The organism is Frankia sp. Hr75.2 (assembly GCF_949319125.1).
Classification (GTDB): Bacteria; Actinomycetota; Actinomycetes; order Frankiales; family Frankiaceae; genus Parafrankia; species Parafrankia soli.
On record NZ_CASGGV010000028.1, the window covers coordinates 1 to 15,619 of the forward strand.

Consider the following 15,619-nt stretch of genomic DNA (forward strand, 5'->3'; position numbering starts at 1 on the left):
CTAGCAGGGCGGTCGACGATTCAGCCGGCCTCGAGAAGGTCCTGGAGCTCGGTGAGGGCGGTCCGCAGATGTCCGGCGAAGGAGTGCATCTGCTCAGCCACCACGCTCGGGGTGCTCAGGTAGACGTTGAAGCGGTCCGGCAGCAGCACGTAGGCGACCCCGATGCACCTGTTACTGGTTGATCCGAATCCGAAGTACTGGATGTGGGTGGACGGCGCCGAGCTCGTGCTCAGGTAGTCGTCCCGGGTGACCAGCCAGCCGGGGGTGTCGAACAGGTCGAGATGCTCGGTGATCCCCAGTTCCTCGCCGCGACGGGCCTGGATGAACTGGAGTTCCCAGAGGTGCTGCTCCGGGGCCCGTCCCGCCTGGCAGTCCCGCGCCCGCGTGACGTGGGCGTCGGCCGCGGCCCGCAGCGCGGCCAGCCGGGTGGCGGCGTCGGCGGCCGGGTCGTCCATCACCCGGACGAACGCCTGGATCTCCGGCGTGATGACCCGCATCGCCTCTGTGCGACCGCGCCGGTACTGCCGGGTCGCGATCGACTCGTAGGTGGCGCCGACCAGGCCCTTCGAGCGGTTGTGCGCCAGCTGGTAGGCGAGCTGGACGAACGCGTCCGGCGAGATCCGCAGGCTCTTCGCCCGGTTGGAGCCGAAGTCGTCGAACGACAGCGTGGCCGTGGCCGTGGCGGCGGCGTATGCGCTGAACGCTTCGCCCGCGGCAAGCACGTCCGCGCGCAGGTCGTCGTCCAGCGTGAACGTGACCGGCCGGACGGCGGGCACGCCCTGGGAGCGGGCGCCCGACCGGGCCGAGTGCTCGACCGCCGGAGCGCCGAGCATGTCGTCGACCAGGCTCAGCACGGTCGTCCCGTCCAGGCCGCAGTGCTCGATGTTGATACCGGCGCTGCCGTCCGCGAAGACGATGAGGGACACCGACTTGTCGAACCAGCGGTTGCCGCAGTCGCCGTGGAGAAGGTTGTCGCACGCTTCCTTGGCATCGGCGGGCGTGAGGTCGTCGAGGCAGAGGCAGAACAGCGCGGTCTCGACGGTGTCGAGGGCAGTCACGTTGCCCGGGTCGCAGGCGAGCAGCGATTCACGGCTCGTAGCCCAGGCCGCGCGTGCCTTGGTGGTGAGCCGACCGACCGACGTCTCCGGAGCGGCGCGCTCCGCCCCCGCCTTCAGGATCGCGTCCAGGCCGCTCTCGAGATCGTCGAGCGTGTGCGGATGCCCCTCGGGGCCCACCACGTCCATCCGGAACAGGTGGCCGCGGTGGAGGACGACGATGTGGCGTGCGGTGGAGGGGCCCGGTGACGGCTCGCTGTACGGGGTGCGGACGGTGTCCTGCACCTGCCCGGGGATACGGGTCGTAGAGAACAGGAACCGGTTCTGGTCCATCGACAGCGCCTGGCCGCGCTGGATGATCGGCTCGATCGCCTCCGCGTCGAGGCGCAGCTTGTAGTCCAGCGCCGAGGCGATCAGCCCCGCGGCCCGGGCTGTCTGACCGGCGTCGGACTCCTCGAAGAGGAAGATGAAGTTCGCGTTGAGGGCGATGCGGTCACGCCGCCCCAGGTAGCGCGAGGCCCAGAAGGCGTCGAGCCAGCTGTGCACGCCGGGGGTGGCGTCGTAGCGCTCCAGCTCGGCGTGCAGGGCACGGCCCGGACCGCCTGGGCGGGCGAACGCGGCGAGCGCCGTCTCGGTGGCTGCCAGCTCGTCCGGGGTCAGCAACGGTGAGCACCACTGCAGGAACCGGGCGCAGGTGTCGTCCAGAGTGGGCAGCGGCACCCGCGGGAGCCGGTCGTCGTTGACGAACGTACCGGTGTTCGACCATTGCGGCCCGGCCTCGGATGCCACGGGGCTCGGCTGCCGGAGGCCAGCTGCCGTGGCCTCGGGCGCGTTGCTGCTCGGTGACGGGGCGTTCGGCGTCATTCGTGACCTCGGGGGGCGTGGGACGGGTGGCCCGACGGCCGTCGGGCTCCTGCTGATGACGGAACTGGCGCCGGGGATGCCCGGAGTGCCGGTACTCGCGATACTCGCGGCAGAAGTGCTGGCGGTAGCCGCGGCGGAGGCGGAGGCGGTAGTCGCGGCCGAGGCGCTGGCGGCGTGTGCGGCGAAGCTGCCGCGGGGGCGTGACACGTACAGCTGGGCGTACATCCAACCGTCGCTCTCCAGGCCGTGCGGGTCGATGCCCACCGTGGCGAGACTGTCCAGCACGAGCTGCTGTTCCTGCGCCGAGGCGAATCTGCGCTGGCGGAACATGCGGTCGAGCCTGACGGTCTCGTATCCCCTCTCCGCGAGGCTCGCCCCGATGGCGTCGAACGGGAACATCCGCAGTACGAAGTGCGCCATCCACGGTCGCTTTCCGTCAGCCGCCTCGATGGCGTCGAGAACCCGGGAGATGGTTCGTTCGCCAACATAGCCGAGACAGCCGGTCGAGATGACGAGATCGGTGCCGGCAAGCTGCCCTCGCTGCCGTTCGGTGGGATCCGCGGCCTCCAGGTCGGCGTGCACGGCATCGTCGAGAAAGCCTGCCGCGAGAGCGTAGGAGAGGGCCTCGTTCGACACGTCGAGACCCACGAACACCGCGCCGGTCGGCAGGGAGCCACCCGAACGCCCGTTGGAGCTCAGAGGCCCGGAAGTGGGTGGCGGGGACACTCTGGTGGAACGGACCAGTTCGCGGTCGCGGGCCAGCAGCTCGTCACGGGTGTAGCCGTGGGCCTCGGGTGCACCGTAGCGCTCGTACAGGTGCTCGAGGGTAACCCCGCAGCGCAGCAGTGCCGCGTTGATCCCGTAGGACGAACCGATGTCGAGGATCTTCAGCGGCGACGGGTGACGTCCGGGAGGATCGCCGGGCATCGGGCGGCCTGCTGCCCGGTAGTCGGCCACGGTCTCGACGAAGTACGGCCTGGCGATTTGGGGGACCTGATAGGCGAGCGTACGCAGCGTCGTGAAATATGCCCGTGGATCAGGCTGGTCGTAGATGTGATCCAGTGAGACTTTGCCAGTGGCATCGAAATGCACAGGTCAGGCTCCTGCAGGTCATGGTCGGGACCGGACTCGCCCTCGCGAGGCCGGCTCTGGGATACCAGTTCCCATGAACGCGGACCAGCCGATCAGCACGCCGACGCCGCCGGCGGGTCGAGGGCCACGGGCGTGGTCGGCCTGCGCGATCGGACCGCCGGCTCAATCGCCGGCTCAGTCGAGCAGGCTGTCACCCCGCACGCGAGCCGCCTGCCCGGCGGCCTCGAGATGTTCGAGCAGCACCCGGCCGAACAGCTGCCTCGTGCGCGCTACGCTACCGATGACACCGGGACGCTCGCAGTAGGCGAAGATCGCCGAATGACGGGCGGTGCCCCCCTGCACCGGGCTGACCCGGTGCAGCGAGAAGCGACCCCGGAACAGCTGGAGATCGCCGGGACGGAGCATGAGGCGCCGTGTCCGCCGGTCATCCCGACCGGTGAGGACGTCACACACGGCCTCGAGGTTCTCGGCCTCGGCGGACCGGATGTCGGGACAGTACTCGAAGACCCCGCCTGCCTCCGACTCCTGGATCAGCAGGCTCAGCGAGAACTCGTTGGTGTCGAAGTGCCAGGGGTGCTCGTCTCCGGGCCGGATGACGTTGAGGCACAGCTGGGCCAGCGGGTCCGCCAGCTCGTACAGGCGACCAAGCCCGCAGCAGGCAGCCACGAACCGCCGAAACGACTCGTTGGAATACAACCGCCGTATGCCCACACCGTCGGGGACGAGATCGGCCGCGACGAACGCGTTTCCGCGCCGCATGGTGATACGCCCGGGATGACCTTCGGGAAGCGGCGTCCCCATGTCGATGTTGTATGCGTTGACCGTCTCGGCCTGGTAGTACGCCGACGGAGCAAGCTCAGCGCATTCGGCACGCAGGGCCTCACGGGCATCGGGGCGAACGAATTCAGCGAGGACGCTGCAACCCGTTGCCTCCAGCTCTCGACGGACTCTGGCCGCCAGGTCGTGCCAGGCCGCACTCGCCGGATGCGCGAGAGGATAACGGTCGGTGTCGACCAGGTCATCCAGACCATCGAGCGCGGTGGCGACGCCGGGTCCACTGGAGCACCCAGGTCCGCCGGGGCTTTCACGCACGGCGGCGTATCCAGCTGCGGTGGCGCACCCAGGCCCGATGACACGTTGAGGAACACTGACACGTTCAGCAGCAGTGACGCTGTTGGGCACGGCGCTGTCCACGGGCCCGGGGATACCCGGCAGAAGGCCCTGGCCCGTGGATCCCGCCGCATCATCGCCGCAGGCCAGAAGGCTGTCTGATCCAGCAGGGCAGGCCGCACCGCGCGCTGCAGCAGTTCTCGAGCGGCTCACGAGATCCTCCCTACGCCGGGCGTGCGCACCTCACCATGGCGCGCCTGACTGGGTTTCCGAACATTCTTGCCTCGACTACCAGCACATGAACATGCCTGTGATATCCGACACTTTTATGTTCTTTCTACGCTCAGGGCTGGTAATCGGGCTTCCTTCTCAGCGCCAATTTCCTCCCTTCCGGACGTGTGGGATGCCAGACCTGGACCGTCGGCGTTGAGTCGGGCTTTCAGGCGCAATGCCGTTGAGTTGCGGGTCTGACAGGGGTCCGACCGCCCGGATGATCTGCACAGTTTCGGCCGGGCGGCGGATGGGTGGAGGAGGCCGTGGTCGTTGGGGGTTCCACGACAGGAAACGGGACATCTTCCGTTTGGCCTGCCGGACCACGCAGCGGAGCCGACGCACAGGGTTGATCTCTTCCTGAAGCTCACGGGTAGGGTGAGCGAGTTCAGCCGTGAGATGATCAGAGGGGAAAGCCCCGGGCACAGGGGCGACACTGCGCCAGGCCACCCGTAGGGCGGCCGCGGCGGACGCCCTGGCGGGATCCAGCGGCTCGCCGCGGTTCACCACCGCGGCGTGCATCAGGACCCGCAGCCCGCGGTGTAGACCGCCAGGTGCGCGAAGATCTCCTGGAACACCAGCTCCGGGCTCTTGCTCCCAGCTGCAGCGGGCACGCGCCGACCAGCTCCTCCCGGACGGCCGCCTGGAGTGCGTTGCGCAGCACGGCATGCACGACCTGAACCTGACGCTTCGACGGCAGCCGCCGGCAGCACCGGCCAACCGCGCAGCAACGCCGCTCCCCCTCCGGTCGCTCCTTGTCCACACCCCGCGCGCAGCACCGGCAGGTGCTCTCCGTCCGCCGGATGAACTGCCGAACGTCCGCGCCGGTCAGCCTGTTCAGCCGCTTCCTCCCGAGACCCGGGACGAGGTAGATCCGAACCGCCTTCTCATAGGTCACGTACGTGTTCGACTGACGGTTCGGTTTCACCGTCTGAGCAAGCCAGACCGTCAGGTACCGCTCGACCGTCCACCCGGTCGCGTCCGCCGGGATGCCCTGGTCGGAGTTGGCCTGGAGTTCGGTCAGCTTGCCGCGGACGATCTCCTCCGACTTGCCGTAGACCGGCCGCCGCTTCGTCGTGCCGTCCGGCCTCAGGACGTAGGCCGCGCCGCCAACAGAGCCCGAGACTGCCGAAATACTCGTTTTATGATCAAGCAGCGGCGCGCGGTGCACGCCGGTGGGCGGCCGGAGAATGAGCAGAGGGCACGCCAGTGCACTGCCGGAAGACAGCGCCAGGACGCCGCGCTCCCCGGGCAGCCCGACCCGCAGCCTGCCAGCGGCGAGACCGTCTGTGGCCGATCCACATACCCGAATCTGGGTCCTGTGTGGAACTACGAGAGCGAACCCCGCTATGCCGGCCTTTCCTGACGAGAGTAGACGCCGAGAGATGAACGGGGCCGACTTCGCAAGGCAAAGGTTAGGGGCTCGAGTCCTCGTCTCCGCCGTCACCTTTAGGTCCTTCCTTTTCTTCCTCTCCGTCGATCAAGGGTGAAGCGGGGTGTCGACGTGACCCGTTGACGCCGCCCAGAGAGGCTCGCACAGATATGAACGGCCGGACAGGGGAGAGGGGGTGGCCATGGCTGCAGACGAACAGAAATTCGACAAGATCATGGTGGATCGGTCGGAGGGGTTCGGCGAGCGGCTGCTGGGTGTGTTGCTGGATCGCGCTCACGAGATGCCGCCGCAGCTGATCGCCCCCCTGGTAGCGGAAGAGATCGGCAGGATCGGTGGGCGGGACATCTCTATCCTTCTGCAGGACTATGAGCAGCTGGTGCTGACGCCGCTGCCGGGCAGGAGCCTCACGGTCGGGGAGCCTGAGCCGATCGACGGCTCCCCGGCCGGCACGGCATTCCTGCGCGCGATGACCGTCGAACAGCCGCAAGACGGCGGTATACGGATGTTCCTGCCACTGCTGGACGGTAGCGACCAGGTGGGCGTGCTGGCCCTCACCCTCGACACCGTCGATGATGATGACCGGCGGTTGCTGCGGCGGCTCGCCGGCCTCGTCGCCGACATGCTGGTCACCAAAAGCAGCTACACCGACCAGTTCTTCCAGGCCCGGCGTCGCGAACCGATGAGTGTGGCCGCGGAAATCCAATGGTCACTGTTGCCCCCGCTGACCATGATCACCCCGCAGGTCGCGGTAGCCGGTGTCCTTGAACCCGCCTACGACATCGCAGGCGACAGCTTCGACTACGCTCTCAACGATGACATCCTGCACGTGGCCGTTATCGACGCGATGGGTCACAGTCTGGACGCCGCAGTGCTGGCAACGGTCGCGATCGGTGCCTACCGGCACGCCAGACGTGCCGACATCGGGCTTGCCGAGCTGTACATGTTCATGGACGCAGCCATCCACAGGCAGTTCGGACCCGACCATTTCGTCACCGCACAGATGATGCGTTTGGATATCGGAACTGGTCACCTGCAATGGGTCAATGCGGGTCATCCGGCAGCGCTACTGATCCGCGACCATAGGGTTATCCAGGCGCTGGAGAGCCCGGGAACCCTGCCGGTCGGATTCGGTGGTGACATACCGCAGGTCAGTGAGCAGACGCTCTTGCGCGGCGACCGGGTGCTGTTCTTCACCGATGGCCTCGTCGAGGAGCACGAAAAGGGCGGAGAACAATTCGGCGAAGAACGCCTGATCAACTTTATTGAGAATATCCGGGGTAAAAGCATCCGGGAGATGGTCCGAGATCTGTCCCATGCACTGATGCGGGAAAGGCGCGGAATCACGACCGACGACGCGACTCTCTTCCTGATCGAGTGGCGCGGGGGCACCGCCGACCATCTCGCCAGCATAGATATTTAACCAGGAAGACGTTGATGGCGCCGATCGTCTCAGGTTCCGTCTCAATCGTGCGTGTCCGCGGCTGTTCGCGGCGATAGGGCAGCGTGCCCGACGCGCGAAACGAACGGCGACGGAGCGCGGTGAACCCGCCACCGCGGCACGAAAAAGCAGACAGTCGGAGCCGAGTCTCCGGTCCGGTCCGGTCCGACCGGCAGGCCGTGCCATTCGCGTGCCAGTAGCAACGTCGACAGAGGGCACAGGACCGCCGTCGACCTGGGCAGCGCCCCGTCCACGCCCTGGCAGGCGCCGCAGGCCGCACAGGTTTCCCGAGCTCGTGACGCGTGTAGGGCCGTGCTGCGAGTACAGCCATCCGTAAGGCCAAGCCCACGAACACCGGCGGACATGAGCGGAACCCGTCAGGGGGTTGTATCCGAGCCAGCTCCGCGTGGACGCAGTGCTGTCTACCGTCGCTGGCCGTCCAAGGACCTTTTCGTCTCCGACCTGGTGAAGGAACTGGCGGCGGGTGCCGTCCCGGGTATCGAACGGGACGAGATAGAGCTGTTCCGACGTGTCGTGCGCGCACACGAGGACGGGTTCAGCACGCCGCAGGGCCGGCAGGATCTGATTACCGAGCTGTTCCGCGAACTGGCTCTGCTCGACTTCGAGGTGCTCCGGACGTCGGCGGGGTGGCGGACCTACATCGCCTTGCACGCCACGTTCCTGAGCCTGCCCGACGGAGGGCTCCGTGAGGAGGTCCGCGAGGCTCTCGCCCAGTCCCAGCGCGACCATGTCGCTCGCGTCGCGCGATCCTGGGTGCAGCTCACCCAGGTGTTCGGCTACCGGCTGCGCCCTGAGCTGGAAGCCACGTTCGACACGATGGTGAACCTGTTCGACGCGACCCTTCGGGGGTTGTACCTCGTATCCCTCGCCACTCCGGACGTCGCCGAGCGGCGACTGAACGCACGCCCGTTCGGGGCTTCGGGCACGGAGGAATGGTCGCTTCCAGCGATGGGGCTCGCCAGTGTCGCGATGACCTTCCTGGAGCCCGACCCGGCTGTTGTCTGGAGCGACGAACGGAGCACGGCGGTGCGTCAGGCACTGGCGCACTGGACGATTCCCGACACATAAGCCGCCATTCCCAGCCCAGGACGACCGAGGCGACAGGAGCCCCCATGGCGACCCCCGCAATCCGCGCGGTCGGTCTCGGTAAACGCTACGGTAAATTCCACGCACTGCGCGATCTTGATCTCGAGGTTGCTCCCGGCGAGGCCGTCGGCTGTCTGGGGCCCAACGGCGCGGGGAAGACCACGACGATCCGGCTGCTTCTCGGATTCGCGCACCCGACATCCGGACGTGCGGAGATCTTCGGGCACGACTGCCAGCGACGGAAGACACAGGCCCACCGTCATCTCGCCTACGTTCCGGGCGAGGCGAGCCTGTGTCCGGAACTGACCGGAGCCGAAACGCTGTACCTGCTGGGCCGAGTCCAGGGCCGGGTGGACGCCGCCTACCGCGACGAGCTCGTCGAACGGTTCAGCCTCGACCCGTCGAAGAAGGTGCGGGCCTACTCCAAGGGCAACCGGCAGAAGGTGCTGCTGATCGCCGCCCTGATGAGCCGCCCCGACCTGCTCGTGCTGGACGAGCCGACCAGCGGGCTGGACCCGTTGATGGAGCAGGCGTTCCGGCTCAGTGTCGCGGAGGCCCGCGACGCGGGCCAGAGCGTGTTCCTCTCGTCGCACATCCTCAGCGAGGTCGAGGCCCTGTGCGACCGGGTCGGAATCCTGCGCGAAGGGCGGCTCGTCGAGATGGGAACGCTCGACCAGATGCGCCACCTCGCGGAGTTGGCCGTCGAGCTCACCTTCGACCGGCCGCCGCCCGACCTTGCCCGCGTACCGGGCGTGACCCGGGTCGTGGTGGACGGCCACCGAGCCCGGCTGGGGGTACGGGGGCCGATCCAGCCCCTCCTCGACGCCCTTTCCGGTACCAATGTCCAGGAATTCCTCAGCCGGGAGCCCTCCCTGGAGGAACTGTTCCTCGCCCACTACGGACCGGACGAAGCCGAACGCGACGAGGGGTCGCCGGAACAGCTGACGCGGCAGCGGGCATTGGCATGACGGTGCTGCCTCTCTCGGTGCCGCGTGCCGCGTGGCGCGTGGCGCGTGGCGCGTGGCGCGTGGCGCCCTGAACCCGGCGGGCGGTGACGCACGCCTGGTCGTGGGCGGTCGAGTGGCCCGTGCCGCCGCCCGGTCAGGCGCGCTGTGGGGGTGCGTGTTCGGACTGTTCGTCGTCGTGCAGACCGTGGCGTTCACAGCGCAGTACGACACCCAGGCGGCCCGCGACCAGATGGCCGCCACCTACGGCACGGAGGGTGGCCTGACCGCGGTCCTGGGCCAGCCGGACGCGCTCAACACCGTCGCCGGCTGGGCGACCTGGCGCTTCGTGGGCATCCTGGGCCTGCTCGGGTCGGTGTGGGGAGTCCTGCTGGCGACCCGCCTGCTGCGCGGCGAGGAGGAGTCCGGACGCTGGGAACTGCTGCTGACCGGGCAGACAACCCCGCGCCGCGCGGCCGGTCAGGCGGCGACGATCGCCGCCGCCGTCCTGGGAATCGGGTACGCCCTGCGGATGGCCGCCAACACCGACCGCGGCCTGCACTGGCTCGGCTGGCTGAGCCCGCTGGGATGGGTGGAGCGAATCCGCCCGCTGAACGACCCGAACCCGGTCGCCGTGGTCCCCGTGCTCGCCCTGACCGTCGGGGCCACCGCCGCGGCGGTATGGCTGGCGGGGCGCAGAGACGCCGGGACGGCGATTCTCCCGGAGCGGCACGCCGGACCGCCGCGGGTGGCGCTGCTCGGCGGCCCGGTCAGGTTCGCGGTCCGCCAGACGCGGCTGGGCGCGGCCGGATGGCTATTCGCGATCGCGGCGTTCGCCGCCCTGTTCGGCGTGGTCGCCGACTCCTCGACGCAGGACGTCGACGGATCACGGGACATCGAGGAGGCGATCAGCCGACTCGGCGGGCACGGGTCACCGACCGCGGTCTACCTCGGGCTCATCTTCCTGGTCGTCTCGTTTCTGGTCGCGCTGATCGCCGCCGGCCAGGTCAGCGCCCTGCGCGCCGAGGAGGCCGCCGGGCAGCTCGACGCCCTGCTGGTCCGTCCCGTCAGCCGGGCCCGGGGCTCGCCGGACGCCTGGCGGTGTCCTGCCTCCTGCTCGGCTGCGCCGGCGTGGCCGCCGGCGGCGGCGCCTGGGTCGGTACCGCCGGCCAGAGCGACGGGATAGGCGCCGGGGATCTGGTGACGGCCGGGGTGAACATCGTCCCGCCCGGCCTGTTCCTGCTCGGCCTGGGCACCCTGGTCTTCGGTGGGTGGCCCCGCGCTACCCGGCCCGTTGTCTACGCCTACCTGACCTGGGCTTTTCTCATCGAGTTCTCCGGCGGCGCCGTGCGTCTCCATCACTGGCTGCTGGACACCTCCGTCTTCTTCCACGTGTCCCCCGCGCCGGCGGGTCCCCCGGACTGGTCGAGCGCCGCGGTCCTCAGCGGCCTCGGGATCGCGGGGGCCGTGCTCGGCGGCTTCCTCTTCCGCCGCCGAGACCTCCGCGCCGCGTGAGCGCCGAAGCCCCGGACCGTACCGCGAGCAAGCATGAAAGGCTCGACACGTGACAGTGTTGATCGTGGTGGAGTCGTGTTTCGGCAACACGACCGCGGTGGCTCATGCCGTCGCAGCCGGTCTGACTCGAACCGTCCCGCTGGAGACGGTCAGCGTCATCCACCCTGCCGAGGCTCCCGTGGCCCTGCCCGGCGACGTCCGGCTCCTGCTGGTCGGCGCCCCGACCCACGCCTTCTCACTTCCCCGGCCGCAGAGCCGTAGGGAGGCCGGAGAAAAAGGGGCGCAAGACGTCGACCTCCCCGGAGTTCGCGAGTGGATCGAGAGGGTGACACCGTCCAAGGATCTTCACGTCGTCACCTTCGATACCTCGATCAAGACCAGGTTCGTCCCTGGAACAGCGGCCAAGGCCTCGTCGAAAGCGCTGAAGAAACGAGGGTTCCGCCACGTCGACCGTGGACCAGGTTTCTTCGTCACCGCCACCGAAGGGCCCCTGGCGGACGGGGAACGCGAGCGGGCCGAGGCGTGGGGGATGCAGCTCGGCCGAGACCTGAACGGCTCGCCGGGCCGCACCGGCAACAGCACCGGCTGACCGCCACCATCCAGGTTCCGGGCCTCTGATGGGACGTACCGGGTCGCCGTGAGGCAGGCTCGGTGCTGGTAGCCGCTGGCAGCCACAAAGCGTCGGCTCAGCTCTCAGCGGGGGGGATGTTGGGGTTGAGCCGGAAGCGGTTTTCCGGGTCGTAGCTGCGCTTGACCTGTCGAAGGCGCTCGACGTTGCGTCCCCAGGCTCGTGCCCGGGCGGCGTCGTCGAGATCGGCGTCGCCGCCGAAGTTGAGGTAGGTGCCCGACGCGGCCCGCAGTGTGACGGCCTCGTCGTAGGCACCGCGCACCCAACGGATGTTCGCGTCGTCGTCGGCCGGGTCCAGCCAGTTTCCGTCGAGGCTCAGCATGTGCCGGGCGCTGCGATCGCCGAACGCGGTTTCCGTCGCCCCGACCCGCGACATGGCGCCTCCCAGGAGAGGCACGTGCACCAAGGTCGTCGGGTGCGGGCGGTCCTGGCCGACGCGGACCACGAACGCGGTCGCATCCTCGTCGAGTCGGTCCAGGTAGACGGACTTCCAGTAGCTCTGCAGCCCGCCCTTCGGGAAGAACGGGTCGAGGGAGGACTGCGCTGTCCGGTACGACAGCGCCTGGCTCATGTCGGCGAGCGGCGCGCCGAAATCGGCAAGCGCCCGACACGCCCGCTGACCCTCGTCCGGGTCGCCCGCGTACAAGGCGGCCGTGATGAACACGTCGCGGTCGTGTACAGCGGGCGGGAGTGCCGGCGACGCCGGCAGCGACCACATCATGGCACGGCTGGTGACCTCGTCGGAAACGGTGGACGTCCAGTCCCCCCAGCGGGGGAGCACCTCGGCAGCGGCGTCGATCGGGTAGACGACCATGCCGTTCCAGACGACCGGACCGAGCGGATAGGCCTCGAACTCGAAGGACACCACCACGCCGAAGTTGCCGCCCCCGCCCCGCAGCGCCCAGAACAGGTCCTCGCGCTCGGAGGCGCTACACCGCACGACGTCGCCGCTGGCCGTCACGACCTCGGCCGCACGCAGCGCATCGCAGGCCAGCCCGTACTTGCGGTGCAACCAGCCGATTCCGCCACCGAGCGTCAGACCAGCCACACCCGTGGTCGACACCACTCCCCCGGGTACCGCGAGCCCATGCAGCTGCGTCTCACGGTCGACGTCGCCCCAGGTCGCACCACCGGCCACCCGCACACGCCGCCGTTCCGGGTCGACCCAGACACCCCGCATCGCCGACAGGTCGATCATCAAGCTGTCGTCGGCCGTGGAGGTCCCGGCGATGCTGTGGCCGCCGCCGCGGACGGCGACGAGCAGGTTTCGCGTCGCGGCGAGGCGGACGGCGTCGACGACGTCGGCAGCCCCGGTACACCGGATGATCAGACCTGGCCTGCGGTCGAGCATGGCGTTCTGGATGACCCGCACGTCGTCGTACCCGACGTCGTCCGAGGTCAGAACCTGCCCGCGGAAGATCGCACGGATCTCCTCGACCGTCTCGTCCGAGAGTGTCTGCCGCTGGCCTTCCAGCGTGAGCACCTGTGCCGACATGGAGCGCTCCTCCCCCTTGCGCTCGCCGGTGTCCACTGGTGAGCACCGGTCTGCGTCACTCACCCCTACAGGGTCGCGCTACGACCGGGTCGTCGCAAAGCGTGCCGGTACAGCAACCAGGCGTTGCCGTCGCGGGTGGCAGGTCAGACCGCGACGATCTGATCGTCCTGCGTCATGGTGCCCACACACGCGACGAGGACGAGCCGGCCTACCCCGGGAAGCACCTCTACAGGAGCACACCGAGGAAAATGAGCAGGATCAAGGGGAGAAGGCCGACAAGACTCCAGGTCAGAGAGGAACGGGCGGCCTGCCGGGCGCCAGCGAGATCCCCCTGAATACGTCGCGGCTCGACCGTCGCCGACCTGTTGATCGCAACGATGCCGCACGGCGGGAAGATCAGCGTGACGATGATCGCCAGCCAGAGAAACGAGTGCACCGGTGGAATCATCGTGGGGCCTGGCCATCCATAACCCCACCACACGCGGTGGGGAGCCCCGTAGCCCGCTTGCGGATAGCCATGGACCGGATAGCCAGGGCCATAGCCGCTGTGGGGACGAAACCCAGGCGTCCAGCCGCCAGGGCCCGTCCCAGCGGTTGTTCGCCACAGCTGCCATGGGTCCTGTCGCTCATGCCCTTGCCGTTCATCCCACAGGCTCGGTTCCTGCTCCGGTCCGGTACCGCTGTCCGCGCCGGCGCGCGCCTGCGCGGCGGTCTCCTCAAAGTCTTCGGCCGGGGCGGACGGGACGTCCCAGAGCCCGCCGGCAGGGTGGCCGCCACGCGTCCGGTCCGCGTCGCCGGTGTCGGCCCGCCTGTCCTCGGCCGCAGTGTGCCCTCGTTCGGATGTTCCGTGCCGCCCGGTCCGCGACGCGGCGAGATGGCGGTCGTAGTCCGTCCGCAGATCACGTAACACCTCGTACGCCACGTTGATCAGAGCCATCTCCGCCACGTCGGTCCCGCCGGTCCGGTCCGGGTGACGGGCCCGTGCGAGGGCCCGGTAAGCCTCCTTGATCTCCGCGTCCGATACCGACGCTGAGATATTCAGCATCTCGTAGGCGTTCTGGCCGTGCAGCGCCCGGAGCATGCGGGCCAGCCGGGTCAACGCCCGATCCTGCGGACCACGTCGGCGCGGTAGCAGGCGAGGGACCAGTGAGCCGTCACGAGGCTGTGCCCCGGCGGGATGTGCATGCGGCCCGCCGCAACCGTCACGGTCCGTGGGCCAGCGAGGATGAACGTGACAGCATCCATGGTCGTGGCGGTGCCCTACGTAGTGCCAGTCGGCGCGCAGGATCTGCTCTCCGCGGACGAAGGGCTCCTGTAGAAGCTGCTGGACGAGGGGCGGCAGGTTGCCCAGCACCTCACGCTCGCGGCTACTCAGGCTCGTGCTCGGCGGAGCCCCGTACGGCAGATGCCCGTCGGCCGTCGACGTCGACGATGCCGCCGGCGGTGGGGTGCCGGAAGCGCGGGCGCCGGGACGATGATCGATGTTCTTCCTGCGGACCGTCGCCGGATCGATGACGTAGGTGCTGACGGAGTAGCTGCGCGTGCCGTTCGGACGGGTCGTGGGTTCGGCGACGCAGAGGCCCAGGCTTCCGAAAGCGACCGCCTTGACCCGCCCGTCCGTCTGGGTGATCGCCCACCATGCCTGGATTCGGCCGGCACGTTCCTCCATACGGGAGCGGATCTCGGAGTCGAGCATCCGCCAACAGGCGTCACGCAACGGGAGTGAGGCGAAATCGAACCCGTGCGCGGCGAAGACCGGCGGAACCGGAGGGTCTGCTCCACGGATATCCGCGGCCGCGGACCGGAAAGGCTCCACAGCGGACGGCGTCGACGCATGCGGCCGAGGACCACGTCGGTCGGGATCATCGATCAGGGGAAGGCGGTCGGGGGGCATACGCGATATCACCTCGCCTTTGACCAGACAGGACCGTGCACTGCTAACGCGCCGGCGGCTCCTTGCGGGGTGGCGGCTGCCGGTCGAGGCCGATCCGAACCTGCAGGCCAAGATGCTGTTCCAGCAGATGTTTGAGTTCTGGATCCTCGATGAGCCGCAGCCGCTCCTGTTCACGGGCATCCGCCCTGGCCTGCCGTTGCGCGGAGCGCTGTGCACGTTCCATTACCTGCTCTGCGCGGCGAGCCGAAGCCTCGATCTGCCACCGTTCCCGGACGAGGTCCTGACGCTGCCGTTCCTGCGCGCGCAGGAACTCCGACCACAGTGATCGCCGACGAGCCACGATACATAGCGCATCAGAACGTGCGCCGACTGACAAGAGTCGATCGCACATGGACCAACTCCGAGACGGTCCGACCCCCATCGAACGCATGGGGTAGCAGTCGGCCCGGATGGATGGCTACGAGGTCATCACCGGCCCTGAACTGCACATCTCGGCCGACCCGGCGCACCGGTGGGATACTGCCTCGGCTGACAAGACGAGGCAGGTTCGCCGCTCCGCCGCTGTGGCGGCCGGTAAGGAGCGGCGGTATGCCCTGCGGGAGGTGCCTGAGCACACGGCCAACGGTGTTGTCGTTGAGACGTTCATGACCGCGTGGCGGCGCTTCTCCGAGGTGCCCGACCCTCGTTGCCCTGGCTGCTGGGTGTCGCTCGCAGGGTGGTGGCGAACCAGCGCCGCGGCAAGACGCGTCTTGCGCGGCCGCGGCTGACCATACGGGACGAGACGGAGCCGGCCGGGGGCAATCCGGTACGCCTC

At 68.8% G+C, this 15,619-nt stretch carries 11 protein-coding genes and 1 pseudogene; 7 read left to right on the forward strand and 5 right to left on the reverse strand.

The window, feature by feature from the left end:
- Window positions 1-20: 20 nt before the first annotated feature.
- The 3 genes and pseudogenes from AC559T_RS03140 to AC559T_RS03150 all read right to left on the reverse strand — a co-directional run.
- A complete protein-coding gene (locus AC559T_RS03140; RefSeq protein ID WP_498867678.1) occupies window positions 21-1,919 on the reverse strand; it encodes a choline/carnitine O-acyltransferase in 1,899 nt (632 codons plus the stop codon).
- Window positions 1,920-3,185: 1,266 nt separating this feature from the next.
- The gene (locus tag AC559T_RS03145; RefSeq protein WP_498867672.1) at window positions 3,186-4,103 is read right to left on the reverse strand and encodes a HalD/BesD family halogenase; all 918 of its coding nucleotides are present in this window, start codon (window positions 4,101-4,103) and stop codon (window positions 3,186-3,188) included.
- A 907-nt stretch (window positions 4,104-5,010) separates the two neighbouring features.
- A pseudogene (locus AC559T_RS03150) lies at window positions 5,011-5,547 on the reverse strand (tyrosine-type recombinase/integrase); the annotation flags it as partial.
- Window positions 5,548-5,965: 418 nt separating this feature from the next.
- Here AC559T_RS03150 and AC559T_RS03155 point away from each other — a divergent pair.
- The 6 genes from AC559T_RS03155 (at window position 5,966) to AC559T_RS03180 (ending at window position 11,377) form a co-directional block, all read left to right on the forward strand.
- Window positions 5,966-7,204 carry a PP2C family protein-serine/threonine phosphatase gene (locus AC559T_RS03155; protein ID WP_498867679.1) on the forward strand — a complete coding sequence of 413 codons (1,239 nt, stop codon included), beginning with the start codon at window positions 5,966-5,968 and terminating at the stop codon, window positions 7,202-7,204.
- 381 nt (window positions 7,205-7,585) lie between these two features.
- Window positions 7,586-8,311 carry a hypothetical protein gene (locus tag AC559T_RS03160; RefSeq protein WP_498867673.1) on the forward strand — a complete coding sequence of 242 codons (726 nt, stop codon included), beginning with the start codon at window positions 7,586-7,588 and terminating at the stop codon, window positions 8,309-8,311.
- Window positions 8,312-8,355: 44 nt separating this feature from the next.
- The gene (locus AC559T_RS03165) at window positions 8,356-9,297 is read left to right on the forward strand and encodes an ABC transporter ATP-binding protein (RefSeq protein ID WP_498867674.1); all 942 of its coding nucleotides are present in this window, start codon (window positions 8,356-8,358) and stop codon (window positions 9,295-9,297) included.
- Window positions 9,298-9,349: 52 nt separating this feature from the next.
- On the forward strand, window positions 9,350-10,459 hold the full coding sequence (locus AC559T_RS03170; RefSeq protein ID WP_498867675.1) for an efflux permease Rv1217c-related protein: 1,110 nt from the start codon (window positions 9,350-9,352) through the stop codon (window positions 10,457-10,459).
- Window positions 10,405-10,788, forward strand: coding sequence for an efflux permease Rv1217c-related protein (locus AC559T_RS03175; RefSeq protein WP_498867676.1), 384 nt, complete (start codon window positions 10,405-10,407; stop codon window positions 10,786-10,788). The genes AC559T_RS03170 and AC559T_RS03175 overlap by 55 nt, the downstream gene beginning before the upstream one ends.
- A gap of 49 nt (window positions 10,789-10,837) precedes the next feature.
- On the forward strand, window positions 10,838-11,377 hold the full coding sequence (locus AC559T_RS03180) for a hypothetical protein (protein ID WP_160144375.1): 540 nt from the start codon (window positions 10,838-10,840) through the stop codon (window positions 11,375-11,377).
- A gap of 97 nt (window positions 11,378-11,474) precedes the next feature.
- Here AC559T_RS03180 and AC559T_RS03185 read toward each other — a convergent pair whose 3' ends face one another.
- Window positions 11,475-12,911, reverse strand: coding sequence for an FAD-binding oxidoreductase (locus AC559T_RS03185; protein WP_498867680.1), 1,437 nt, complete (start codon window positions 12,909-12,911; stop codon window positions 11,475-11,477).
- A gap of 226 nt (window positions 12,912-13,137) precedes the next feature.
- Window positions 13,138-14,010, reverse strand: coding sequence for a CD225/dispanin family protein (locus tag AC559T_RS03190; RefSeq protein WP_131627077.1), 873 nt, complete (start codon window positions 14,008-14,010; stop codon window positions 13,138-13,140).
- Between the two features lie 814 nt (window positions 14,011-14,824).
- Here AC559T_RS03190 and AC559T_RS03195 point away from each other — a divergent pair.
- Window positions 14,825-15,130 carry a hypothetical protein gene (locus AC559T_RS03195; RefSeq protein ID WP_498867677.1) on the forward strand — a complete coding sequence of 102 codons (306 nt, stop codon included), beginning with the start codon at window positions 14,825-14,827 and terminating at the stop codon, window positions 15,128-15,130.
- Window positions 15,131-15,619: the final 489 nt, after the last annotated feature.

What these genes read in the sequence shown, in the direction of transcription:
- AC559T_RS03140 (WP_498867678.1), bottom strand. Translation starts at nt 1,919, where the DNA reads ATGACGCCGAACGCCCCGTCACCGAGCAGCAACGCGCCCGAGGCCACG.
- AC559T_RS03155 (WP_498867679.1), top strand. Translation starts at nt 5,966, where the DNA reads ATGGCTGCAGACGAACAGAAATTCGACAAGATCATGGTGGATCGGTCG.
- AC559T_RS03160 (WP_498867673.1), top strand. Translation starts at nt 7,586, where the DNA reads ATGAGCGGAACCCGTCAGGGGGTTGTATCCGAGCCAGCTCCGCGTGGA.
- AC559T_RS03165 (WP_498867674.1), top strand. Translation starts at nt 8,356, where the DNA reads ATGGCGACCCCCGCAATCCGCGCGGTCGGTCTCGGTAAACGCTACGGT.
- AC559T_RS03185 (WP_498867680.1), bottom strand. Translation starts at nt 12,911, where the DNA reads ATGTCGGCACAGGTGCTCACGCTGGAAGGCCAGCGGCAGACACTCTCG.